The organism is Pseudomonas sp. T1.Ur (assembly GCF_023516725.1).
GTDB classification, from domain to species: domain Bacteria; phylum Pseudomonadota; class Gammaproteobacteria; order Pseudomonadales; family Pseudomonadaceae; genus Aquipseudomonas; species Aquipseudomonas alvandae.
Genome location: NZ_JAMGSN010000001.1, coordinates 2,533,706 through 2,556,070, shown reverse-complemented (window position 1 = coordinate 2,556,070; position 22,365 = coordinate 2,533,706). Strand labels below are relative to the sequence as shown.

21 protein-coding genes are annotated in these 22,365 nt (G+C 62.7%); 12 read left to right on the top strand and 9 right to left on the bottom strand.

What is annotated here, in order from left to right; genetic code table 11:
* Positions 1 to 132: 132 nt before the first annotated feature.
* Positions 133 to 1,302 carry a Gfo/Idh/MocA family protein gene (locus tag M8Q45_RS11505; protein WP_249874838.1) on the bottom strand — a complete coding sequence of 390 codons (1,170 nt, stop codon included), beginning with the start codon at positions 1,300 to 1,302 and terminating at the stop codon, positions 133 to 135.
* 16 nt (positions 1,303 to 1,318) lie between these two features.
* Complete coding sequence (locus M8Q45_RS11500; protein ID WP_249874837.1) at positions 1,319 to 2,242, bottom strand: TIM barrel protein; 924 nt, start codon at positions 2,240 to 2,242, stop codon at positions 1,319 to 1,321.
* A gap of 127 nt (positions 2,243 to 2,369) precedes the next feature.
* On the opposite strand from M8Q45_RS11500, the gene M8Q45_RS11495 reads away from it, so the two are divergent.
* Together M8Q45_RS11495 and M8Q45_RS11490 are read left to right on the top strand one after the other, a co-directional pair.
* The gene (locus M8Q45_RS11495) at positions 2,370 to 3,425 is read left to right on the top strand and encodes a LacI family DNA-binding transcriptional regulator (RefSeq protein ID WP_249874836.1); all 1,056 of its coding nucleotides are present in this window, start codon (positions 2,370 to 2,372) and stop codon (positions 3,423 to 3,425) included.
* Positions 3,426 to 3,517: 92 nt separating this feature from the next.
* Positions 3,518 to 4,450 (top strand): hypothetical protein, encoded by a 933-nt coding sequence (locus M8Q45_RS11490; protein ID WP_249874835.1) that lies wholly within the window; start codon positions 3,518 to 3,520, stop codon positions 4,448 to 4,450.
* A gap of 437 nt (positions 4,451 to 4,887) precedes the next feature.
* Here M8Q45_RS11490 and M8Q45_RS11485 read toward each other — a convergent pair whose 3' ends face one another.
* Both M8Q45_RS11485 and M8Q45_RS11480 read right to left on the bottom strand, forming a co-directional pair.
* Complete coding sequence (locus M8Q45_RS11485) at positions 4,888 to 5,976, bottom strand: alkene reductase (protein WP_249874834.1); 1,089 nt, start codon at positions 5,974 to 5,976, stop codon at positions 4,888 to 4,890.
* Positions 5,977 to 6,022: 46 nt separating this feature from the next.
* A complete protein-coding gene (locus M8Q45_RS11480) occupies positions 6,023 to 6,862 on the bottom strand; it encodes a pirin family protein (RefSeq protein ID WP_249874833.1) in 840 nt (279 codons plus the stop codon).
* Positions 6,863 to 6,980: 118 nt separating this feature from the next.
* On the opposite strand from M8Q45_RS11480, the gene M8Q45_RS11475 reads away from it, so the two are divergent.
* The 6 genes from M8Q45_RS11475 to M8Q45_RS11450 all read left to right on the top strand — a co-directional run bounded on the left by M8Q45_RS11475 (position 6,981) and on the right by M8Q45_RS11450 (position 12,846).
* Positions 6,981 to 7,895: a LysR family transcriptional regulator gene (locus M8Q45_RS11475; RefSeq protein WP_249874832.1), complete on the top strand. Its 915-nt coding sequence runs from the start codon at positions 6,981 to 6,983 to the stop codon at positions 7,893 to 7,895.
* A 235-nt stretch (positions 7,896 to 8,130) separates the two neighbouring features.
* Positions 8,131 to 9,435 carry a flavin-containing monooxygenase gene (locus tag M8Q45_RS11470; protein WP_249874831.1) on the top strand — a complete coding sequence of 435 codons (1,305 nt, stop codon included), beginning with the start codon at positions 8,131 to 8,133 and terminating at the stop codon, positions 9,433 to 9,435.
* Positions 9,435 to 9,845, top strand: coding sequence for a RidA family protein (locus M8Q45_RS11465; RefSeq protein ID WP_249874830.1), 411 nt, complete (start codon positions 9,435 to 9,437; stop codon positions 9,843 to 9,845). Before M8Q45_RS11470 ends, M8Q45_RS11465 begins: the two co-directional genes overlap by 1 nt.
* 10 nt (positions 9,846 to 9,855) lie before the next feature.
* A complete protein-coding gene (locus M8Q45_RS11460; RefSeq protein ID WP_249874829.1) occupies positions 9,856 to 10,530 on the top strand; it encodes a DUF1028 domain-containing protein in 675 nt (224 codons plus the stop codon).
* On the top strand, positions 10,523 to 11,701 hold the full coding sequence (gene argE, locus M8Q45_RS11455; RefSeq protein WP_249874828.1) for an acetylornithine deacetylase: 1,179 nt from the start codon (positions 10,523 to 10,525) through the stop codon (positions 11,699 to 11,701). Before M8Q45_RS11460 ends, argE begins: the two co-directional genes overlap by 8 nt.
* A gap of 104 nt (positions 11,702 to 11,805) precedes the next feature.
* Complete coding sequence (locus M8Q45_RS11450; protein WP_249874827.1) at positions 11,806 to 12,846, top strand: gamma-aminobutyric acid-binding protein; 1,041 nt, start codon at positions 11,806 to 11,808, stop codon at positions 12,844 to 12,846.
* A 212-nt stretch (positions 12,847 to 13,058) separates the two neighbouring features.
* Here the strand turns inward: M8Q45_RS11450 and M8Q45_RS11445 are convergent, their stop codons facing one another.
* The 3 genes from M8Q45_RS11445 to M8Q45_RS11435 form a co-directional block, all read right to left on the bottom strand.
* Positions 13,059 to 13,970, bottom strand: a complete 912-nt coding sequence (locus M8Q45_RS11445) for a LysR substrate-binding domain-containing protein (RefSeq protein ID WP_249874826.1) — start codon at positions 13,968 to 13,970, stop codon at positions 13,059 to 13,061.
* Between the two features lie 221 nt (positions 13,971 to 14,191).
* Entirely contained in the window at positions 14,192 to 15,394 is a 1,203-nt protein-coding gene (locus M8Q45_RS11440; protein WP_249874825.1) for an NAD(P)/FAD-dependent oxidoreductase, read from the bottom strand.
* 252 nt (positions 15,395 to 15,646) lie between these two features.
* The gene (locus tag M8Q45_RS11435; RefSeq protein WP_249874824.1) at positions 15,647 to 16,048 is read right to left on the bottom strand and encodes a hypothetical protein; all 402 of its coding nucleotides are present in this window, start codon (positions 16,046 to 16,048) and stop codon (positions 15,647 to 15,649) included.
* Positions 16,049 to 16,294: 246 nt separating this feature from the next.
* On the opposite strand from M8Q45_RS11435, the gene M8Q45_RS11430 reads away from it, so the two are divergent.
* Complete coding sequence (locus M8Q45_RS11430) at positions 16,295 to 17,365, top strand: M42 family metallopeptidase (protein WP_249874823.1); 1,071 nt, start codon at positions 16,295 to 16,297, stop codon at positions 17,363 to 17,365.
* A 137-nt stretch (positions 17,366 to 17,502) separates the two neighbouring features.
* Here M8Q45_RS11430 and M8Q45_RS11425 read toward each other — a convergent pair whose 3' ends face one another.
* Together M8Q45_RS11425 and M8Q45_RS11420 are read right to left on the bottom strand one after the other, a co-directional pair.
* A complete protein-coding gene (locus tag M8Q45_RS11425) occupies positions 17,503 to 17,982 on the bottom strand; it encodes a nuclear transport factor 2 family protein (RefSeq protein WP_249874822.1) in 480 nt (159 codons plus the stop codon).
* A 63-nt stretch (positions 17,983 to 18,045) separates the two neighbouring features.
* On the bottom strand, positions 18,046 to 18,612 hold the full coding sequence (locus M8Q45_RS11420; RefSeq protein ID WP_249874821.1) for a TetR/AcrR family transcriptional regulator: 567 nt from the start codon (positions 18,610 to 18,612) through the stop codon (positions 18,046 to 18,048).
* Positions 18,613 to 18,738: 126 nt separating this feature from the next.
* On the opposite strand from M8Q45_RS11420, the gene pssA reads away from it, so the two are divergent.
* The 3 genes from pssA to M8Q45_RS11405 all read left to right on the top strand — a co-directional run bounded on the left by pssA (position 18,739) and on the right by M8Q45_RS11405 (position 22,343).
* Positions 18,739 to 20,082 (top strand): CDP-diacylglycerol--serine O-phosphatidyltransferase, encoded by a 1,344-nt coding sequence (gene pssA, locus M8Q45_RS11415; protein ID WP_198796515.1) that lies wholly within the window; start codon positions 18,739 to 18,741, stop codon positions 20,080 to 20,082.
* 11 nt (positions 20,083 to 20,093) lie between these two features.
* On the top strand, positions 20,094 to 21,110 hold the full coding sequence (locus M8Q45_RS11410) for an AraC family transcriptional regulator (protein WP_249877314.1): 1,017 nt from the start codon (positions 20,094 to 20,096) through the stop codon (positions 21,108 to 21,110).
* A 261-nt stretch (positions 21,111 to 21,371) separates the two neighbouring features.
* Positions 21,372 to 22,343 carry an NAD-dependent epimerase gene (locus tag M8Q45_RS11405; RefSeq protein WP_249874820.1) on the top strand — a complete coding sequence of 324 codons (972 nt, stop codon included), beginning with the start codon at positions 21,372 to 21,374 and terminating at the stop codon, positions 22,341 to 22,343.
* The last annotated feature ends 22 nt before the right edge of the window (positions 22,344 to 22,365 follow it).

The window sequence follows — 22,365 nt, the reverse complement described above, 5'->3', positions numbered from 1 at the left end:
CGAGTGCAACGAGGCTGCGATCTTTCCCCAAACACTTGAGTCTCAAGCGAAAATCAAGATCAAGATCAAAAGATCGCAGGCTTCGCCAGCTCCTACAGCGGGATCAAGCTCCCAATGATTCGACGGCACCGGCTAGTAGGCGATCCAGGTTGAATCGTTATTAGCCGATTCCACGCAACGCTCGACCCAGCGCACGCCGTCCACGCCGGCGTCGATGTCGGGGTAGCGCAGCGCAGCCAGCGCCTCGGTGTCGCCACGGTTGGCGGCGTCCATGGCCAGGGCGAAGCGCCGATAGAGGTTGGACCAGCCTTCGAACAGCCCTTCGGGATGGCCGCCACCGATGCGGTCATCTTGCAACGCGTCGGGATGCAAGTAACCCATGCCGCGCTCCAGGGTTTGCGCGGGTTGGCCCTGGATTTCGAAACTCAGTTGGTTGGGGCGTTCGTCCCACCATTCCAGGCTCGCCCGGGAACCGATCACGCGGATTTTCTGGCCGTGCATGGAACCGGCGTTCACCGCGCTGGACCAGACCATGCCCATCGCGCCGCTTTCGTATTCCATCAAGGTGTAGGCGTTGTCCTCCAGCGGGGCCCGGCTGGCGACGAAGCTTTGCCGGCTGCACATCAAGCGTTTGATCTTGAACTCGGGCAGCATGACTTTGGACAGGTACAGCGGATGCGTGCCCACGTCGCCCAACACATAGCTGGGCCCAGCCTGGCGTGGGTCGACGCGCCATTGCGTCGCCTGGTTCTGCGCCTCCACCGGTGCGCTATGGAAACCATGGGCGAACTGCATGTGCACCATGCGAATCTGCCCCAGCTCGTGGGCGGCGATCATCGCCCGCGCCTGCTCAATCAACTGGTGCCCGGCATAGCCGTAGGTCAGGCCGACGATGCGGCCCTTGGATTTCGCCAGGTCCCGCAGCGCCTCGGCCTCGTCCAAGGTGAAGCACAGCGGTTTCTCGCAGACCACATGCAAGCCGGCCTCAAGGGCCGCGCGGGTAATGGCGTAGTGCGTGCCGTTGGGGGTGGCGATCGACACCGCCTCGATGCCATTGGGCCGCTGCGCTTCCCGCTCGAACAGGCTCAGGTAGTCCGGATAACAGCGCGCCGGGTCGATGCCCAGCCGTTGGCCGAAGGCCCGGCCACGCTCGGGGTCGATGTCCAGCGCGGCGGCGACCAGGTCGAAGTTGCGGTCGCGCAGGGCGGCCGAGCGGTGGATATAGCCGATCTGGCTGTGCTCGCCGCCGCCGACCATGGCCCAGCGGAGGGGGCGTGCAAGGATGTTGCTGCCGTTGATCATGAGGACTCCTTTTCCTTTAAAAACCGATGCGGGAGAGGTAGGCGCGGCTGGCCGCCACGTCTTCCAGGCTGCTGGCGGCATTGCGCGGGTCGCGTTCCTGTTCGACGGTGATGCAGCCTTGGTAACCGAGCTCATGCAGGAGGCGATGCAGCGCCGGGTAATCGATGACGCCACGCCCGATCGGGCACATCACGCCCCGGGCGCAGGCGGCGAAGAAGCGGATGCGTTCGTTCAACACCTGGTCGAAGACCGTCGGGTCGATGTCCTTGAAATGAATGTAATCCACGCGATGAGCGTAGGTACGCAGCGATGCGAGCGGGTCCATGCCTGCGTAGTAGAGGTGCCCGGTGTCCAGGCACAATCCAGCGATGTCGTGGGGAATGTCATCCACCAGCCGCGCCAGCTCATCGGCGAATTCGATGTGGCCGCCCGCGTGAGGATGGATGACTGCGCGGATACCGTAGGCGTGCCAGGCGATGTCGGCGATGGCGCGGATGTGCGCCATCATGGCGTTCCAGCGCGCGTCGTCCAAGCGTGGCGCGCGGTCCGAGTGGCCGGCCGCGTAGTCGCGTTCGTCGTGGCCCCAGTCGATGATCACCAGGTAGGGGCCGCCGAAGCGTTGGCCGGGTTGCGGTTCGATGGGCGGCAACTGTTTGAGCAACCCGCAAATGGCGTGGGCCTGGCGCAGCAACTCCGGCAGGTTGGCCGGGCTGACCAGGTCATCGAAAATCGTCCCCGCGACGATGTGCAGGCCGTGCTCCGACAGCGCTGGGCTGAGGGTCCCGGCCTCCAGCGGCAGATAGCCGCAAGGCCCCAGCTCGATGCCGCGATAACCGGCCTCGGCGGCTTCGCCCAGCACCCGTTGCCACGGCGGCAGGAACGGGTTCTTGATGTCATCGACGCCCCAGCAGCAGGGCGCCGTGCAGATGTGAATCGCCATGGAAGCACTCCGGCTGTGTTGTTGTTTTTGTCTTGCCCTGATGCTATTGCCTCGGTGCGGAGCGGGCCATGGGGTGTTGGCTTAATGTGTCAAAACCCCTCATGATGCCGAAAAGAGGTGTCAAGACATGTCAAGGCAGCCCCGCCGAAAACTACGCCCCACCATGGCCGACGTCGCCCGGGAAGCCGGCGTGAGCCTGTCGACGGTGGACCGCGTGCTGAACCTGCGCGCCGATGTCCGCGCCGACACCGCCCAGCGCATCGCGGCAGCGGCGGGGCGCTTGGGCTTTCATGCCAAGGGTGTGATCGAGCAGCGCGTGCTCAACGACCGTCCCACCTTGCGCTTGGGCTTCCTGTTGCAGAAAAGCGGCGTGCCGTTCTACCAAGGGCTGGCCCACGCTCTGTCAAACGCCGCCGCCACCTGCGCGCGGGCGCGCATTCGGGTGGTCATCGGCTACCTCGACGACCTCGATCCGACCAACGTGGCGCAACGCATCCTGGCCCTGCGCGACCAAGTGGACGGCCTCGGCGTGGTGGCGGTCGATCACCCCAGGGTGCGCGAGGCGGTGGCCCAATTGCGTGAGACAGGCATATCGGTGGTGGCGTTGCTGTCGGAATTATCGAGCAGCGCTGGCACCGGATACGCCGGCCTCGACAACCGCCTTACAGGCCGTACGGCTGGCTGGTTCATCAGCCGCCTCGCCAGGCAGCCGGGCCCGGTGGCGGTGATGCTCAGCAGCCAGCGTTTCCAGTGCCAGGAGTTGTGCGAGTTGAGTTTTCGCAGCTACCTGGCGGAGCACTCCAGCGAGTGGGAACTGCTCGCCTCGCGCCTGACCCTGGAGGACGACGAATTTGCCTATGGCAACACCGTCGACCTGCTCACGGCAGAACCCGACCTGGCGGGGCTCTATGTGGCTGGCGGCGGCATCGCCGGGGTATTGCGCGCCCTGCGTAGCCTTCAGGAACAACAGCTTCGCCTGCCCGTGGTGGTGTGCCATGACCTCACGCCGCTGACCCGCGACGCGTTGAAGACCGGACTGGTCCAGGCGGTACTTTCCCATCCGGTGATCGCCTTGGCGGAAGAGGCCGTCGATGCCTTGGTCGAGGCTGCGACGGCCACGTCGGCAGGGCCGGTGGCGAGGCGGGTGGTGCCGCTGCAGGTCGATGTACCGGAAAGCGTCTAGGGAAACATGGCTGGACATGCCAGGCAGCATTCCCGGAGTGCGCCACGCATGCCATCATTACGCCTCTATTGTCGCGACAAAACGGGAACGAAATGGAAATCGAAAATCTGAAGCGCTTTTTGGATGCGGGAACAACCTTCACTTTTGGTAACTCAGCCACGCCTCATACCGCCAACGACTTCTGGCAATGGGCGTTTTCCAATATGGACGTGCCGGTTTTACGCGGTGTGCTGATCGAATATCTCGTGGCCAAAAAGCTGATCGCTGACAACGACAGTATTGTCGGCGACACGGTCAGGGCGCTGACCACCTATACGCCTCGCAAAGGGGATTTGACCCGTAGCATCGAGGAGTTCTATCAGGTTCAGCCACACGGTGACGTGTTTGATTTGCAACTGAGCTGGGGTGTTACGCTGGAAATCAAGAGCACGAGATCACCGGATAATTGGCGGCTTAACAAGACCTGCCGCTGGAATATCATCGACGACAAGAACCTCAAGGAGGCGGTTTTTCCTGCCCAGTTTTATATCCTTGCGCAGATGGATTCTCAGGTGAGCTTCAATGACAGCGCACTGGATCTGGGGACCATCACGTTCCATGTGCGTACCGGTGAAGAGCTGGACATCTTGGCCTCCAAGCAACAATCGTTGGGGTTTACCAAGTTCGTAGGCGACGAGAACGGTCGGCGCTCGTGTTCCTATGAGCAATTGCCTGCGTTGCTGTTTGGGTTACTGGCGGAACGCCTTGCCCGCGTCCAGAGCAAGCTCATTCCTGGCTGGAAGCTTAAGCCACTTGCCCGTGAGGGAAAATTCATGCCGTTGGCGGTGGAAATTGCGGGCACCGTCGAAGCTGGCTGGTATTGGCAGGTTGAGGTGAAGGGCAAGTGGACTGCCGTGCTGATCGAACCGATTCCGTCGCCTTGGCTGCCGGACGAGACACCGGGGTGGCGGGATTGGGAAGCAGCGGGTTTCGCTTATGTTCCGGAGCATGTCCCGGTGACTGAGCCGGAAGATGCGATTGCGTGAAAGCCCAACCTGCTGTTGGGCGTGATGCGCGTCGTTCAAAGGATGATGTACAGGTGGCGAGGGAGCTTGTTCCTCAGGATGGACTGTTGTGTACCTGAGTCCTGTGGCTGCCGCATATCCAAATGTGGGAGCGAGCAAGCTCGCTCCCACAGGTTTTTATGTTGATGCATGTGCCGCATGTCCGCCCCGGATCCAATGTGGGAGCGAGCTTGCTCGCGAAAGCGGTGGGTCAGTCAGTGATGATGTTGGCTGTAATACCGCCTTCGCGAGCAGGCTCGCTCCCACAGGGCGCTGTGGTGTACATGAGTGCTGTGGTTGCCGAATACCCACAGATCTCAGGGCCGCTTCGCGACCCAACGGGAGCAAGCTCCCTCGCCACGGTTATCGGCTTTAAACGCGGTCTCTGGTGAAGCGACGGGGCAGCCCATTGTCAGTTGTCATGGCTGCCTTTCAACCATCGCCAGGGTCGGATAATCCGTATAACCAGCCTCTTCACCTTGATAGAACGTGGCGGGATCGGGCGCATTCAACGCTTCACCCAAGCGGAAACGCTCCACCAGGTCCGGGTTCGCCAGGAACGGTGTCCCAAACGCTACCAGGTCAGCGCTGCCCTGGCTGATCGCCGCCCCCGCACGTTCAGCGCTGTAGCCGCCGTTGGCGATGTACGGCCCGCCAAAGCGTCGCTTGAGTTCGAGGAAATCGAACGCGCCTTCGCCCAGTTCCACGATGTGCAGGTATGCCAGGCCATAGCGGCTAAGCATCCGGGCCGCGTAGTCGAAAGTCGCCTGGGGATGGCTGTCAGTCATCGAGAAGTAGCTGAAGATCGGCGACAGGCGAACGCCAACGCGGCTGGCGCCAAACACTTCGATCACCGACTCGACCACTTCCTTGAGAAAGCGCGCGCGGTTTTCAATCGAGCCGCCGTAGGCGTCGGTGCGCCGGTTGGTGCCGTCACGCAGGAACTGGTCGATCAGGTAGCCGTTGGCGCCGTGGATTTCCACACCGTCAAAACCGGCGAGCTTCGCGTTCAGGGCGGCCTGGCGGAAGTCGGCGACCACCCCGGGGATTTCATCCAGCGTCAACGCCCGTGGCAGCTCATACGGCTTGGGACCCTCGGCGGTGTAGATCTCACCGTCGGCCTTGATTGCTGAAGGGGCCACGGGCAGGGCGCCGTCAGCCTGGACCAGGGAGTGGGACAACCGGCCCACGTGCCAGAGTTGCAGGTAGATTTGCCCACCCTGGGCGTGAACGGCGTCGGTCACTTGTTTCCAGCCGGCGACCTGCTGGGGCGTAAAAATCCCGGGGGTGCGCAGATAACCCTTGCCTTGGGCCGAAACCTGCGAGCCTTCGGTAACAATGAGTCCGGCGCTGGCCCGCTGGCTGTAGTACTCGGCCATGAGCGGCGTCGCGACATCGCCGTCGCCTGCGCGGCTGCGGGTCATGGGCGCCATGATCATGCGATTTTTCAAGGACAGCTTGCCGACTTGGACGCGGGACAGCAGAAGATCAAGACCGATGTGGCTCATGGGGCACCTTTGATTGTCAGGATTGAAAAGGGGTATCGAGGGACGGCTAGGCCAGCCGCCCTTGTTGTTTCAACTGGGCGCCGATGCGGCGGATTTCGCTTTCGCCCTGTTCCAGTGCGGCCACGCTGGTGTGGACTGAGTAGTGCCCCATCACCAGGTCGTGGGGATGCTTGACCGCCGAACCGAGCACGAAGGAGGTCGCGCCCCGGGCAACGATGTCGATGGCTGCGGCGGAGTCCTGGAAGATCACCATTTCCCCAGCAGTGATATTTGCGCCCGCGTCGAGGCTGCCGCTGTTGACGGCCAGCCACGCAACGTCGTGTCCGGCCGGCGGTGTGTAGCGCCAGTGCTCCTTGTCCTTGAGCTGCACGGCCAGGTAGTTCATGCCGGCGGGCGCGGCAACACTGCTGCGCGCGGCGCCGTATTGCCCAAGCAGGACCAGCGCCGGACCTTCCCGAGGAATCTCGGATGGGGCGAGATAAACGCTGTGGGCCGGGGCATTCTCCTGGGCCGGCGGCAACGCTACCCAGAGCTGGAAACCGCGTATGGCGGAGCCGCCAACGGGCCGGGCGTCATGCCAGACGCCGTTACCGGCTTGCATCCACTCCATGCCGCCACTCGGTAGCGTGCCGGATTTGCCGGTGGTGTCCTCATAGGCCACTTCGCCCTCGATCATGTAGGTCAGTGTTGCGATCCCGGAATGAGGGTGCATGCCGAAGCCGCGTGGCATGCCCTTGGCGTTTAATTCGAACAGGTCGAGGAACACGAAAGGTTTGCACAGTTGGCCGAGATCGCCGGGGCTCATGAGCCGGGTGATGGGGCCATGGCTGCTGCCGCGAGTGTGGTGGACGATGGTGCGCGGTGGTGTCGCGACGATGCTGTTCATGAAGGTCCTCGCCGTTCTGGGGCACGTTGGGTTCGATGGGCAAAGCGTAAGCGGCTTCCAATGGATTGATTAGTCGATACAATCGGATTGAACTCATCCATAAAACGAAGGAATGCCAATGCTGGACCTGAACGACGTGGCGCTTTTTGTCCAAGTGGTGCGCAGCGGCAGTTTTGCCGAAGCGGCCAGGCAGTTGGGCATGCCTTCGAACACCGTCAGCCGGCGCGTCCAGCAATTGGAAGCGCAACTGGGTTCACGGTTGCTGCAGCGCTCCACCCGCAAGCTCACGCTGACCCACGCGGGCGAGGGGTTTTACGAGCGTTGCGTGGGCGCGGTGGACGGCTTGATGGACGCGGGCCAGGCATTGATGCACGGCAGTGACGAACCAGCCGGCCTGGTGCGGATCGCCGCGATGGCGGATTTCTTTGACTTTTTCCCGATGGAATGGATTGCCGACTTCCTCGCCGCGCACCCGCGGGTGCAACTCGATTTCGTGCTCAGCGATGCCCGTGTCGACCTGATTGCCGATCGCATCGATGTCGCGTTTCGAGGCGGTGTGCTGCAGGATTCGGGGTACGTCGGTCGGCAACTACTGAGCAATGCCAGCGACGGCATGGTCGCCAGTCCGGCCTACATCGCTGCGTGGGGCATCCCGGCGTCGCTGGACGACCTGGGTCGGCACTACAGCGTGAATTTTCCCCATCCCAGTGGGCTGAGCCAGTGGCAACTCATTGGTCCGGATGGTCATGAAGTGGAGGTGCAGATACCCAGCCGCTTCAACGCCAACACCGCCCAGGCGTTGCGCAAGGCTGCGGTGGCGGGCCTGGGCATTGCCGTGCTGCCGTCGGCGCTGAGCGCCATGGATCTCGAAGCCGGCCGGCTGGTGCGCGTGTTGCCGCAGTACCAACGCAGCGGCTTCGGCTTGAACGTGCTTTACCCCAGCCGACGACAACTGCCCTTGGCGGTCTCGGCGTTCATCGGGTTGGTGATGGAGAAACTCGAACTCAAGGCGTTCCCGGCCCGGCCGAGCTGAGCGCACCTTTTCGGTACTTCTTGACCGTGGATTGCCCTCGGTTGGCGCAACGCCGGCCCGAGCAGTTTTTTCCTTCCCTGCCGCAATAAAAAGCCTCGTTTCGCAAATTCCTACCTGCCAACACAATCGCCTCGACAGCTCATTTCAATAGCTGCAATCGCAGAACAACAAGAAACGATACCCGAGGCGGCACCGCGCCGACCTGAGCCAAACCTACTGCCGGAAGTGCCCAGACATGCCCGTTGAAACCCTACGCATCGATACGCTTGTAATAGGCGCCGGCCAGGCCGGTGTTGCCATGAGTGAACATTTGAGCCGGCAAGGCGTGCCGCATCTGGTGGTCGAGCGCAACCGCATCGCCGAGGCCTGGCGCACATCACGCTGGGATTCCCTGGTTGCCAACGGTCCGGCCTGGCATGACCGCTTTCCCGGGCTCGAATTCGCCGGCCTGGATCCCGATGCCTTCGCCTCCAAGGACCAGGTGGCCGAGTACTTCGAAGCCTACGCCCGTAAATTCAACGCGCCGATCCGCACCGGGGTGGACGTGCGCAAAGTCGAGCGCACTGGCGGACGCCCGGGTTTCACCGTTGATACGTCGGACGGCCAGATAGAAGCGACCAACGTGGTGGTCGCCACCGGGCCCTTCCAACGCCCCGTCATCCCGCCCATCGCGCCGGAGATAGCCACGGTCACCCAGATTCATTCGGCGCAATACCGCAACCCCGCGCAGTTGGCCGAAGGCGCCGTGCTGGTGGTCGGTGCTGGGTCCTCGGGGGTGCAGATCGCCGATGAACTGCAGCGCGCCGGCAGGCAGGTCTACCTCTCGGTGGGGGCTCACGATCGTCCGCCACGGGCCTATCGCAACCGGGATTTCTGCTGGTGGCTGGGGGTGTTGGGCGAGTGGGATGCCGAAGCGGTCAAGCCGGGCAAGGAGCACGTGACCATCGCCGTGAGCGGGGCGCGGGGCGGCCACACCGTCGACTTTCGTCGGCTGGCCCACGAAGGCATCACGCTGGTGGGCCTGACCCGGGCCTTCAACGGCAGCGTGGTGAGTTTCGAGTCCAACCTTGCCGAGAACATCGCCCGTGGCGATGAGAACTACCTGGCCTTGCTCGACGCTGCCGATGCCTATATCGAGCGCAATGGCCTGGACCTGCCGCCCGAACCCGAGGCGCGCCGGTTGTTGCCCGACCCTGAATGCATGACCCATCCGATCCAGGAACTGGACCTGGCCGAGGCGGGCGTCACGACCCTCATCTGGGCCACCGGGTATTCGGTGGATTACAGCTGGCTGAAGGTCGATGTGCTGAAAGCCGACGGCAAGCCTCGCCATCAGCGCGGCGTCAGCAGCGAGCCGGGCCTCTATTTTGTCGGCCTGCCATGGCTGTCGAGGCGCGGCTCGGCGTTCATCTGGGGCGTGTGGCATGACGCCCGGCATATCACCGACCACATCGTCAAACAGCGCACGTACTTCGACTACCGCGATGCGTCCCAGCGCGTTTCGCAACCTTTGAAAACCAGCCTGACGGGAGTTCGTTGATGCCTACTCATACTCGCATCCGCATGTTCAACACCAAGGACACGTACCCGAACCAGACCCTGGACAACGACCTCTGCCAGGCCGTGCGCGCGGGCAATACCGTGTACGTCCGTGGACAGGTCGGCACCGATTTCAACGGCCAGTTGGTCGGCCTCGGCGATCCGCGGGCCCAGGCCGAACAGGCCATGCGCAACGTCAAGCAACTGCTGGAAGAAGCCGGCAGCGACTTGAGCCACATCGTCAAGACCACCACCTACCTGATCGACCCGCGCTATCGCGAGTCGGTGTACCAGGAGGTCGGCAAGTGGCTCAAGGGCGTGTTCCCGATTTCCACTGGGCTGGTGGTCAGCGCCCTCGGCCAGCCTCAGTGGCTGATGGAAATCGATGTGATCGCGGTCATCCCCGAATAAGGAGCACGACATGACGTTTTCCATCGTCGGACGCTGCGCTGAAACCGGCCAGTTGGGCATCGCCATCAGCTCGTCGAGCATTGCCGTCGGCGCCCGTTGCCCCTGGCTGCGGGCCGGGGTTGGCGCGGTGTCGAGCCAGAACATCACATTGCCTGCGCTGGGCCCGCAGGTGCTCGACGAATTGGCCGCCGGTTCGCGGGCCCAAGAGGCGCTGGATCGTGCCCTGGCGCGTAACGGCTACAGCGAGTACCGACAGGTGGCCGTGGTGGATGCCCAGGGGCGCACGGCGGTTTTCAGTGGTCGCCACGCCTTGGGTGTCAATGGCGCCGTGGTCGGTGAGCAGTGTGTGGCGGCCGGCAATCTGTTGGCCGGCGACGACGTCATCGCCGCGATGGTCGCGGCATTCGAGCAAGGCGAGGGCAGTCTTGCGTCCCGGCTGTTGGGCGCATTGCAGGCGGGACAGGCCGCCGGTGGCGAAGCCGGGGCGGTGCATTCGGCGGCGTTGTCAGTGGTGGATGACCTGACCTGGCCAATCGTCGATCTACGGGTGGACTGGGCCGAGGAAAACCCCATCGGCGAACTGGCAAAACTCTGGCTCGCCTATCAGCCGCAGTTGCAGGATTACCTCACGCGCGCCCTCGATCCAACCCAGGCGCCCAGCTATGGAGTGCCGGGCGATGAGTGAGTTGCGCAGCCGCGCATTGCTTGCCGAGCTGGTGGGCTTTGCCACGGTCAGCCGCGATTCCAACCTGGCCTTGATTGAATTCATCCGCGACTACTTGCATGGGCTGGGCGTGAGCAGCGAGCTGATCTACAACGCCGAGCGCACCAAGGCCAACCTGCTGGCGAGCATCGGCCCTTCGGTGCCGGGCGGCGTGGTGTTGTCCGGGCATACCGATGTGGTGCCGGTGGATGGGCAAGCCTGGACGGTCGAGCCGTTCCGCCTGAGCGAGCAGGACGGCAAGTTGTTCGGGCGCGGCACGGCGGACATGAAAGGCTACCTGGCTTGCGTGCTCGCGGCGGTGCCGACTTTTCTCGCCAGCCCGCTGCGGCGTCCGGTGCACCTGGCTTTTTCCTATGACGAAGAAGTCGGTTGCCTGGGTGTGCGCAGCCTGCTGGAAATCCTGCCGCAACGGGTTCCGCAACCGGCCTTGTGCCTGATCGGCGAACCCACCGAGTTGCAACCCGTGCTGGGCCACAAGGGCAAGTTGGCAATGCGTTGCCATGTCAAAGGCGCGCCTTGTCATTCCGCCTACGCGCCTTACGGGGTCAACGCTATCGAACAGGCGGCGCGCCTCATCGGCCATCTGGGTGCGATCGGCGCGGAGCTGGCCGAGCCTTCGCAGCACGACGTGCGCTTCGACCCGGCCTATTCGACGGTGCAGGTCGGCGTGATCCAGGGCGGCACGGCACTGAACATCGTCCCCGCCGATTGCCGCTTCGACTTCGAGGTACGCGCCTTGCCGGACTTCGCCCCGCAGCGGGTGGTGGAGAAATTGCAGGACTACGCCGAACAGGCGCTGCTGCCGAGGATGCGGGCGGTTCATGCCGACACCGCGATCCGTTTCGAGGCTTTGTCGGCCTACCCCGGCCTGGCGACCGCGGCGGACAGCGAAGCCGCGCGCCTGGTGGCCCAGCTGTGTGGCAGCGACGCCTTTGGCACCGTGGCATTCGGCACCGAAGGCGGGCTGTTTCATCAGGCCGGCATTGCGACCGTGGTCTGCGGTCCCGGCAGCATGGACCAAGGGCACAAGCCCGACGAGTACGTCAGCGTCGAGCAAATGGCCGCCTGCGATCGGTTGATGGATCGCCTGGCGATTCACCTGAGCGAGCCCGATGGACGGGACCCAGGATGAACAGTTTTGTAATCGCTGTAGACCACGCCGCCCGCGCTTACGGTCACTTTTGAGTCCCGTCGCCGACTCGTGCGGGCGAGCCGGCATTTTCGAGGAACCGCTTCATGTCCAGATCCTTGCGTTGCAACATTGCGTGTGCCCTGGCGTTGCTGAGCACCAGCGTCCTGGCCGCGCCACAAAGCCTGACCGTGATTTCATTCGGCGGCGCCACCAAGTTGGCCCAGGACAAGGCCTACTTCCAACCCTTCAACGCCAGCGGTGCGGGAAACATCGTGGCGGGCGAATACAACGGCGAGCTGTCGAAAATCAAGGCGATGGTCGCGGCCGGGCACACCAGTTGGGATGTGGTCGAAGTGGAAAGTCCCGAGCTGCTGCGCGGTTGTGAAGAGGGCTTGTTCGAAAGACTCGACCCGACGGCCATCGGCAAACCCGGGGATTTCGTTCCGGGAGCGCTCACCGAGTGCGGGGTGGCGACGTATGTCTGGTCGATGGTCCTGGCTTATGACCAGAGCAAACTCGCCAAGGCGCCGACGTCCTGGGCGGACTTCTGGAACGTGAAGACGTACCCGGGCAAGCGCGGTTTGCGCAAGGGTGCCAAGTACACCCTGGAAATCGCCTTGCTGGCGGATGGCGTCAAGACCGAGGACGTCTACAAGGTATTGAACACACCGGAGGGCGTCACACGGGCATTTGCCAAGCTGGACCAGATCAAGCCGAACATCCAGTGGTGGGAGGCAGGCGCCCAGCCGGCGCAATGGCTGGTGGCCGGGGACGTGGCGATGAGTGCCGCCTACAACGGTCGCATCGCCTCGGCGCAGAAGGAAGGCATGAAACTGAGCATCGTCTGGCCGCAGAGCCTGTATGACCCGGAGTATTGGGCGGTGGTCAAAGGCACGCCTAACAAGGCCCTGGCCGAGAAGTTCATCGCCTTTGCCAGTCAGCCGCAGACGCAGAAAGTCTTCTCGGAGAACATCCCGTACGGACCGGTGCATCGCCAGACGTTGGCCCTGCTGCCCGCCGAGGTTCGGGAACAATTGCCCACCGCCGAGGCCAACCTGGCGCAGGCGCAAGCCGTAGACGCGGAGTTCTGGGTCGATCACGGCGAGGAGCTGGAGCAGCGTTTCAACGCCTGGGCGGCTCGCTAGAAACCGCTGTTGTGGTGAGGGAACCTGCTCCCGCCAAGCCCGTAGGAGCTGCGGAGCGAAGCGAGGCTGCGATCTTTTGATCTTGAAAAGATCGCAGCCTCGCTTCGCTCCGCAGCTCCTACGGGCTCGGTAGCTTCTACGGGCTCGACAGCTCCTACAACCCAGCCCAGCGGGAGCAAGCTCCCTCGCCACAGGGGATTTGGTTCGCCGGCCTACGCCAACCACTCCTTGAACTGCTCCTTGCAATAATCCACGAACAACTGCGCCGGCTTGGTCAGGTGCGCGCGCTTGAGCCAACCGGCCACCAGTGCCGAACCCGTCACGTCCTCGGCGATACTCACGCATACCACGTGCTGTCCGTCGTAGGTGCAGGTCGATTGCGGGCGGGTCACCAGCACGGCGAAGCCAAATCCCTGGCCGACCATGCCGCGCACCATCTCGATAGAGGGCGAGCTGAAGACGATGTTCGGCGTCAGGCCCAGCTCCTCGAAAATGCTGACGAAATAGGTACGGCTGGGCTGGACGTCCAACAGGATCATCGGCTCAAGCACCAGGTCGCGTAGCGATACCTGCGACTGATTGGCGAAGCGATGCCCGGCCGGTAGCAAGGCATAAGGCCGTTGCGGCGCCGTCAGCGCTTCGGTTTCGATCGTGCTGTCGAGGTCGTGCTCATAAAAGATCGCCAGGTCGAAACGCCCACCGGTCAGGCCCTGGACCAGCTCCTGCTGCTCGCCATCCTGCACGCGGATCTCCACGCCGGGAAAGCGCTCGCGAAAACCAGCGATCAGCCGTGGCAAGTAGAGCGGGGCGACGGTTTCGAAGCAACCGATGTCGATCTGCCCGCTGACCACGTCGTTGTCGGCCAACGCGTTCTGCTCGAATTCCCGGGCCATGCGCAACAGCTCCTGGGCCTTGCGATAGAACCGCGCACCGGCCGGTGTCAGCGAGACGCCCTGGGCGTGATGACGGATCAGCAACTGCACGCCGAAGCTGTCTTCCAGGCCCTTGACCGCCGTGGCAATCGACGGCTGGGCAATGTACAGCTTGCGAGAGGCCTCGGCGACGCTGCCACATTCCACGGTGGTGACGAAATACTTCAACTGACGCAAGGAGTAGGACGCCACGGCACACCTCGATCCGGATGGTTTCGGCTACCTTACCGTGAGCGGCCGGTGCGGGGCGACGGGCGTTGCCACGGATTTAGCTGGGCAGTGGCGATATCCAGGCTGGGTTGACGCGCGAGCAGAAAAAACGCCCGCCGAAAAAACCTTGGCAGGCGTCTGGGAAAGACCGGCACAGAAGGAGGGACTGGCCGGGGTAGGGCGGATGCTTCAGGCCATGAGCATCAGGCCACCGGGATTGATGGATCAGCGGCGGCCAGTGCAGCGGCGCGGTCGGCGGCGGGCGGATAGATCCACACCGAGTTGATCTGGTGCTTGAGCTCCTTGGCTTCCCGACCGACCAGCTTCACCTGGCGATCCCAGCCTTCGGTGTACACCGCGCCCCAGGCGCCGAGGTCCAGGCACGTCACGTATTTGGGCTGGCTGTAAGTCATCGGCGCGACGCCGAGCAGGTCGGCGGCCACGTTGTTGCCCGCGTAGCGGCCCAGGGCGATGGCATGCTGGCAGGACATGCAGGCGAAATTGCCCAGGTCGTCGGTCGCGGCATAGGCGACGTCGCCAGCGGCGAAGATGTCGTTCTGTCCCAGGACTTTCAGATGCCCATCGACGTGCAGGCGGCCCTGGCGATCGTGGGTGCCAGGGACTTGTTCGGTCAGTGAGCTTGCGCGAAAGCCGACGGTCCAGATCACGGTCCTGGATTCGATCCGCTGGCCGTCCGACAAGGTGACGCCGCCGGCATCCACCGATTCGACCGTGGCATTGAGGATCCACTCGATGCCCAGGTGGTCGGAGGCTTCGATGATCGATGGGCTGATCCCTTCGCCCAGCGCGGCACCGATTGTCGGCCCACGGTCGACGACGATGACGCGGATGTTGGCGTCGCTGCCCAGGACGGCGCGCAGGCGGGCGGGCATTTCGGTGGCGGTTTCGATCCCGGTGAAACCGCCGCCGGCCACCACTACGGTATTGCGAGCAGGGCTATCGGGCAGGGTTGCGAGGGATTTCAGATGGGCTTCAAGGCGCGCCGCCTGTTCGATCTCGTCGACGTCGAACGCGTGTTCCAGCATGCCTTCGAGGTCAGGTCGCATCACTTTGCTGCCCGCCGCGAGTACCAGCCGGTCGTAGCTTCGCGAGGCGAGGCCGCCGAAAACATCCCGGTAGCCAACTTGTTTGCGGTTCACGTCGATGCTTTCGGCGACCCCGTGGATGAAGTTCACGCCGACCGCATCGAACAACTCGCCCAAGGGCGCCATCATGGTATGGACCTCGGGTTCATAGAAACGCGGGCGGATGCGCAACTCCGCCTGGGGCGCCAGGACGCTGATCTGGACGTCATTGCGATCATGCTGGTCGAGCAGGCGAGCGGCGCTGAGTGCGCTCCATACACCGCCAAAACCGGCGCCGACGATCAAGATGTGCTGTTTCATGATGTGCTCCCAAAGACGAAATCGATACGTTGAATTGTTTGTTTCAGCGTGACCGTGTGGCGAACGAGTTGAAGGGCTTGGCCTGGCGTTTGGAATCGCAGGCGTATTCAGCTTCGGTTCGCTGTGGGAGATGGTATGTGGCGGCGAGAGGTGGGGCACTTCTACATAGGGTCAGTGCGGGTATGCGTGGGTGTGAGGGGACTATACGAAGGTATGGGCGAAGGTAGGGAAGAATGTATGGAAAAACACCCATTAACCCCCACGAAACAGATCCCGGGAATCCAACAGCCGCCAGGCAATTTCAGGCCGCCTCTCCAGCCCCCGCCGAATCGCAGCCGGAATCGACTGGCGAATCTTGCGGCACAGCCCTGGCTGTTCCTGAAACTCGATGGCAATACCGCGCATGGTGCGCACCTCGTTATGCCCCGGCTCGATCGTCAGGCGCACGCCCAGGTTCTCGAACAGCCGCTGCTGCAGCCGCTCCAGCTCGTCCAGGCTCTGGATATTCTCCAATCGCTCAAGCAAGCGCTTCTCTTCCTGGCGATTCAGGCAAAGGATGCGCAAGTCGCTGCCCGGCGTTTGCAGCAACGCATCACGCCCGCAATCACATACGCCAGGCGGGCAGGGGGGACGGATCGGAATCGACGCGGTCATGGGCTCCACAAGGTCTGCGACACAACAAAACCGCCTTTTGGCGTAGGGGCGACCCAGGCAATGTGATGCCTGGCGGCGCGTCGGTCAACCCTTCGGACGGGCCGCCTGTCCGCGTGCCGGCCAGGCCCGCTCGTCAGTTTCGCCAGGATCCGATTAAATTTTTCAGCGCCAGTCGTGTTCAAGAAGACAAACACGTCGCGGCCCGCTTCGTCAGTGGGCCGAACCTGGAAAAGGAGACCCCCTTCAATGCAACCCTATCCGTCCACCTTACCGCTGCTGGAAGAGCTGCTGATGGCCCGTGGGCCCGGCGGGCAGGAGCATGAAGTGCGCGACATCTGCCTGCGGGAGCTGGAACCGCACTGCGACGAAACCTGGGTCGATCCGGCCGGCAATGTCATCGGCCTGATCAAGGGAAACCCGCCAGGCGCCGAAACGAATTTGCCGATCCGGATCATGGCGCACCTGGACGAAATCGCCATGCTGGTCAAGCGTATCGAGCCCGACGGCACATTGCGGGTGGTCTCGCTGGGCGGCGCCAATCCGATCAATTTCGGGGTGTGCCCGGTGGACATTCTCGGTGACCGGGACTTCATTCCGGGTGTGTTGTCATTCGGATCGATGCACAGTACCGGGGAAACCCATCAGGGGGCGGATGTCCTGGCGGGAAACGTCAATTGGGGCGATGTGCATGTGATTACCCGTTGTTCCAGTGAGCAACTGCAGGCCCACGGCGTGCGCCCCGGCACGCGAGTGGTGTTGAGCCAGCATTGGCGGCGCCCGTTCCGGGTCGGTGATGCCATCGCCGCGCATTTCCTCGATGACCGCGCGCCCATGGTCGCCAGCCTCCAGGCCGCCACGTTATTGGGCAGCCGCCGCGAAGCGCTCACGCACGACGTGTATTTCGTGTTCACCACGCAAGAAGAGGAATCCAATGCCGGCGCGCTCTACGCCGCCAGCCACCTGCCAGGGGATGCGACGGTTGCCGTTGAGGTCGGCCCCGTGGTCGCGGAATACGCCACCCGCCTGGGCGTCGATCCGATCATCAACACCGGCGATAAAAACGGCTGCTACCACCGTGGGATCGTCGACCAGTTGTACCAGGCCGGCAAGCGCTGCGGGCTAACGCCACAATTCGCGCTGCTAGCGGATTTCGCCAGCGATGCCAGTGCGATCATGAGCAGTGGGGTGTCGGCCCAAGGCGGCTGCATTGCGATCCCGACGGAAAATACCCACGGTTACGAACTGATCGTGGACGGGAGTATCGAGGCCTGCGCGGTGACGTTGCTGGAGTTTTTGCTGAATCGAACCAAAGACTGACAAAAAACAGTGTGGGAGCGAGCTTGCTCCGGGCGGCGTTCCGACGATGGCGGCCGGCCAGTCAACAGAGGTGTCGACTGCCAGCTCATCGCGAGCAAGCTCGCTCCCACAGGTTGGGGTCAGGTCAGGTTTTGGTGTTACAACCCCAGGTCGGAAAGCCCCGGGTGGTCGTCTGGCCGACGCCCCAGGGGCCAGCGGAATTTACGTTCGCTTTCCTTGATCGGCATGTCGTTGATGCAGGCGTAGCGGTTGAACATCAGGCCCTGCTCGTCGAATTCCCAGTTCTCATTGCCGTAGGAACGGAACCAGTTGCCCGAATCGTCGTGCCATTCATAGGCGTAGCGCACGGCGATGCGATTGTCGGTGAAGGCCCAGAGTTCCTTGATCAACCGATAATCCAGTTCCTTGGCCCACTTGCGAGTCAGGAAAGCCTTGGCTTCTTCCCGGCTATGGGCGAATTCAGCGCGGTTGCGCCATTGGGTATCGAGGGTATAGGCCAGTGAAACTTTCTGCGGATCGCGAGAGTTCCAGCCGTCTTCGGCCAGGCGAACTTTCTCGATGGCTGTTTCACGGGTGAACGGCGGCAGCGGTGGACGAACTTCGGCAGTGGACGACATGGCGAATCTCCAAATGATGAATGCATGACTGTCTTACAGGGGGCTTGCAGGTACGCGCGTTGCTTATTCAATGGCCAACAAAGTCTTCAGGACGTCCTGTGCCTGATCGGCGGCGTCATGGTCGCCCATGACCAGCGCGAGGGTGATGGCGCCGTCGATCAGAATGAGCACCTGCCGGGCCAGTCGCTCCGGGCGCTCGATGCCTTGCTCGACACACAGGCCGGTCACGTAGTCGAGCAACTTTTGCTTGTGCATTTTCGCCACCTGGCGAACCGGATCCCGGGGGTCGCCGGTTTCGCCGCTGGTGTTGATGAACGCGCAGCCGCGGAAGCCTTCGCTCTCGAACCAGCCCTTGAGCACCGGGAACAGGCTGAGCAACCGTGCGAGCGGTGTCGGCGCCTTGTCCACTTCGCCGCTGAACCATTGCATCCAGCGTTCGTCGCGGCGCTTGAGCGCAGCAACGACCAGATCGTCCTTGTTGGCGAAGTAGCGGTAGATACTTTTCCTGGAGACGCCGGCGGTTTTTACCAAGAGATCCATGCCGGTGGCAGCGATGCCACTTTTGTAGATCAATTTTTCGGCGACATCGAGGATGATGTCTCGTGTTTCACTGCTATTGATTTCATTCATGGTTCTAAAAGTAGAATGATCGTTCTCCTTGGTCAAATGTTTTTTTTCATCGGGCGGGGGAGGCCCAAAGCCGTCCATCATGGTGTAAGCTCGTCGGTTCTTCGGATTTGACCTTTTGCGAGCCCTATGCCGTCGCTTTTCAAACGCTCCCTGCTGCCCAAGCTGCGCAGCTTTGCACTGACCGCCGATGCCGTGACCATCCTTGATGGCGCCGCCGAGTTTCGCCGTTGCCTGCTGGAAAAAATCGCCCAGGCCACCCAGCGCATCTACATCGTCGCCCTGTACCTGCAACAGGATGAGGCCGGCCAGGAAATCCTCGATGCCCTGCATGCCGCCAAGACCGCGCGTCCCGAGCTGGAAGTGGTCGTGGTGGTGGATTGGCTGCGCGCCCAGCGCGGGTTGATCGGGGCCAAGAAGCAGCCCGGCAACTCGGCGTGGTATCAGGAACAGACGCGTACCCATGCCAGCGAAGTGCCGATCTACGGCGTGCCGGTGCAGACCCGCGAGCTGTTCGGCGTGCTGCACTTGAAGGGCTTCGTGATCGACGACTGCGTGCTCTACAGCGGCGCCAGCCTGAACAACGTCTACCTGCACAAATTCGATAAATACCGCTACGACCGCTATCACCTGCTGCAGAACACCGCGCTCGCCGATTCGATGCATCACCTGGTGCAGCACGGCCTGGTTGCCTCCCGGGCGGTGCATCGCCTGGACTTGCCGAACCTGCCCAGCACCCGCAGTTTGCGCAAGGACATTGGCGACCTGCGCAGTCGCCTCAAATACGCGGCCTACGACACCACGGCTGGCAGCCTCGATAAAAGTGGCCTGTCGGTCAGCCCGTTGCTGGGCGTCGGCAAGAACAACCCGTTGAGTCGAGTGATCGGTGAACTGATTGCCAGCAGCCGCCAGCAACTGACCATCTGCACGCCTTACTTCAACCTGCCGCTGGCGGTGACCCGGGAGATCAACCGGGCCCTGGCCCGTGGGGTGCGGATCGACATTATCGTCGGCGACAAGACCGCCAACGATTTCTACATTCCGCCAAGCGAGCCGTTCAAGATCATTGCCGCATTGCCCTACCTGTACGAAATCAGCCTGCGCCGCTTCGCCAAGCGGCACCAGCGCTACATCGACAGCGGCCAGTTGAACCTGCACCTGTGGCGCGACGGCGACAACACCTACCACCTCAAGGGCATGTGGGTCGACGAGCGCTACACCTTGCTGACCGGCAACAACCTGAACCCAAGGGCGTTTCGCCTGGACCTGGAAAACGCCCTGTTGCTGGACGACCCCAAGGGCGAACTGCTGGCGTCGCGGCAGGCCGAGCTCGAAAAGATCTATCGCCACACCCACCGCATCGAACGCTACCTGGACCTGGAAACCCTGCCGGACTATCCGGCGGCGGTGGGCAAGTTCCTCAAGCGCGTCAGCCGGGTGCGGATAGAGCGATTGCTTTATCGGATCCTGTGAACACCCGTGCCATGGCGGAAAAAGACACCATCTCCATCCAGTTGGTGCGCGAGGCGCTGTTGCAAAGCTGCGCGCCTGGCGCCGCAACCGATGAAGTCCTGGAAAAGGTCGGCATAGCCCCGGCCTTGCTCAATGATCCCCAGGCCCGGGTGCCAGCCCATGCCTATGCACGGCTCTGGCGCCTGCTGGCCCGGCGCCGCGATGACGAGTTCTTCGGCATGGACCCGCGCAAGCTCAAGTCCGGCAGCCTGGCATTTCTTTGCCAATGCGCCATGGCCCAGCCGACGTTGGCCGCTGGCTTGACGGCGGGGCTGGGTTTCCTGTCGCTGATGCTTGAACACCTGCCCGCCCAATGGGTTCGCCAGCAGAGCCTGGCGGAAATTGTCCTGCTCGAAGAAGACCAGGCGCCACGTCGGGCGTTTACCTATTTCACCTATTGGATGATCGTCCACGGCGTGGCTTGCTGGCTGGCCGGGCGGCGCATCCCGATCCTGTCTGTCGAGTTGCGTTGCCCGGCGCCGGATTTCTGCGACGATTATCGCGTCATGTTCTCCCAGAACCTGCGCTTCGACCGACCTCGCACAAGGATGATCTTCTCCGCCGAATGCCTGGACCTGCCTATCCGGCGCAGCCCCGAAGAGCTCAAGCGCTTCCTGGCCCAGGCGCCCGCGAACATCCTGGTCAAGTACCGCGACCCGCAAAGCCTCTCCAGCCGCATCCGGCATGATTTGCGCCAGTTGCCTGCTGAACAGTGGCCGGAAACCGAGGCACTGGCCCAGCAGCTGTGTGTGTCAGCGTCGACCCTGCGCCGCAGGCTGGCGGAGGAGGGGCAGACCTACCAAGGCCTCAAGGACAGCGTGCGCAAGGAGTTGGCCATCACCTGGCTGGCCGAGCCGTCCATCAGTTTCGTGGAGATTGCCTCGCGCCTGGGGTTCGCCGATGCCAGCTCGTTCTACAAGGCGTTTCGCAAGTGGTCCGGGTCCAATCCAGGGCATTACCGCAGCCTGATTCTCAACGATCCTCACTGATCCCCCTGGATAGGCGCAGGGAGTTCTTGTGGGAGCGAGCTTGCTCGCGATAGCGATTTAACAATCAACAGTTGTGTCGTCTGACCCGCCGCCTTCGCGAGCAGGCTCGCTCCCACCTAGGTTTTTGCCACATAGGGTTCACTGGGCAAACCGGCACGCTCATAAAACCGTCATCTTTTATTGCTACAAGGCTCTGCAGCGCCCGGAAAAGCCGGGCCATCAGCCAGGGTAACGTATGCAAGTGACCGTTTTGGGTAGCGTATGAAGGTGCTGGTCACGGGTGCTGCGGGGTTCATCGGGTTTCATGTGGCCAAGCGGCTGTGCAGCGATGGCCATGAAGTGATCGGCATCGACAATCTCAACGACTACTACAGCGTCGAATTGAAACAGGCGCGCCTCGCGCAGTTGGCGCAACGCCGCAACTTCCGCTTCCAGCGGCTGGACGTGGCGGACAAGGCGGCCCTGACGGATGTTTTCGCGCAGAACGCCTTTGAATACGTCATCCATTTCGCGGCCCAGGCGGGCGTTCGTTATTCCATCGACAATCCCGACCTGTATGCACAAAGCAACCTTGTGGGTTTTCTCAACGTCCTGGAGGCCTGCCGAGCCCATCGGCCGGCGCACCTGGTCTACGCGTCGAGCAGCTCGGTCTATGGCTTGAGCGAACGCCTGCCCTACGCGACGACCGATCCGGTCGACCAGCCGGTGTCATTTTATGCGGCGACCAAGCGCGCCAATGAGCTGATGGCCCACGCCTACTCGCATCTCTACGGCATTCCCACCACCGGCCTGCGCTTTTTTACCGTGTACGGGCCATGGGGGCGGCCGGACATGGCGCCGTTCAAGTTCACCGACGCCATCCTCAAGGGCCGCCCCCTCGATGTCTACAACGATGGCGCGATGTCGCGGGATTTCACTTATATCGACGACATCGTCGAAGGCCTTGTGCGCTTGCTGCCGCTGCCGCCAACCGATGAGGCCGGCGTGCCCAACAAGGTCTACAACATTGGCTTCGGCGGCCCGGTGAAACTTCTGCAGTTTATCGAGTGCATCGAAGAGGCTCTGGGCATGCGCGCGGTCAAGCATTTCCTGCCGTTGCAGTCCGGCGACGTGGTCGATACCTGGGCTGACACCCGTGAGCTTGAGCAGCGCGTAGGTTTTCGCCCGCAGGTCCCGGTGCCCGTTGGCGTGCAGTCGTTCGTCGATTGGTACCGCCACTATTACCGCGTTTAACCCACCCATTCCCCGTAATCTT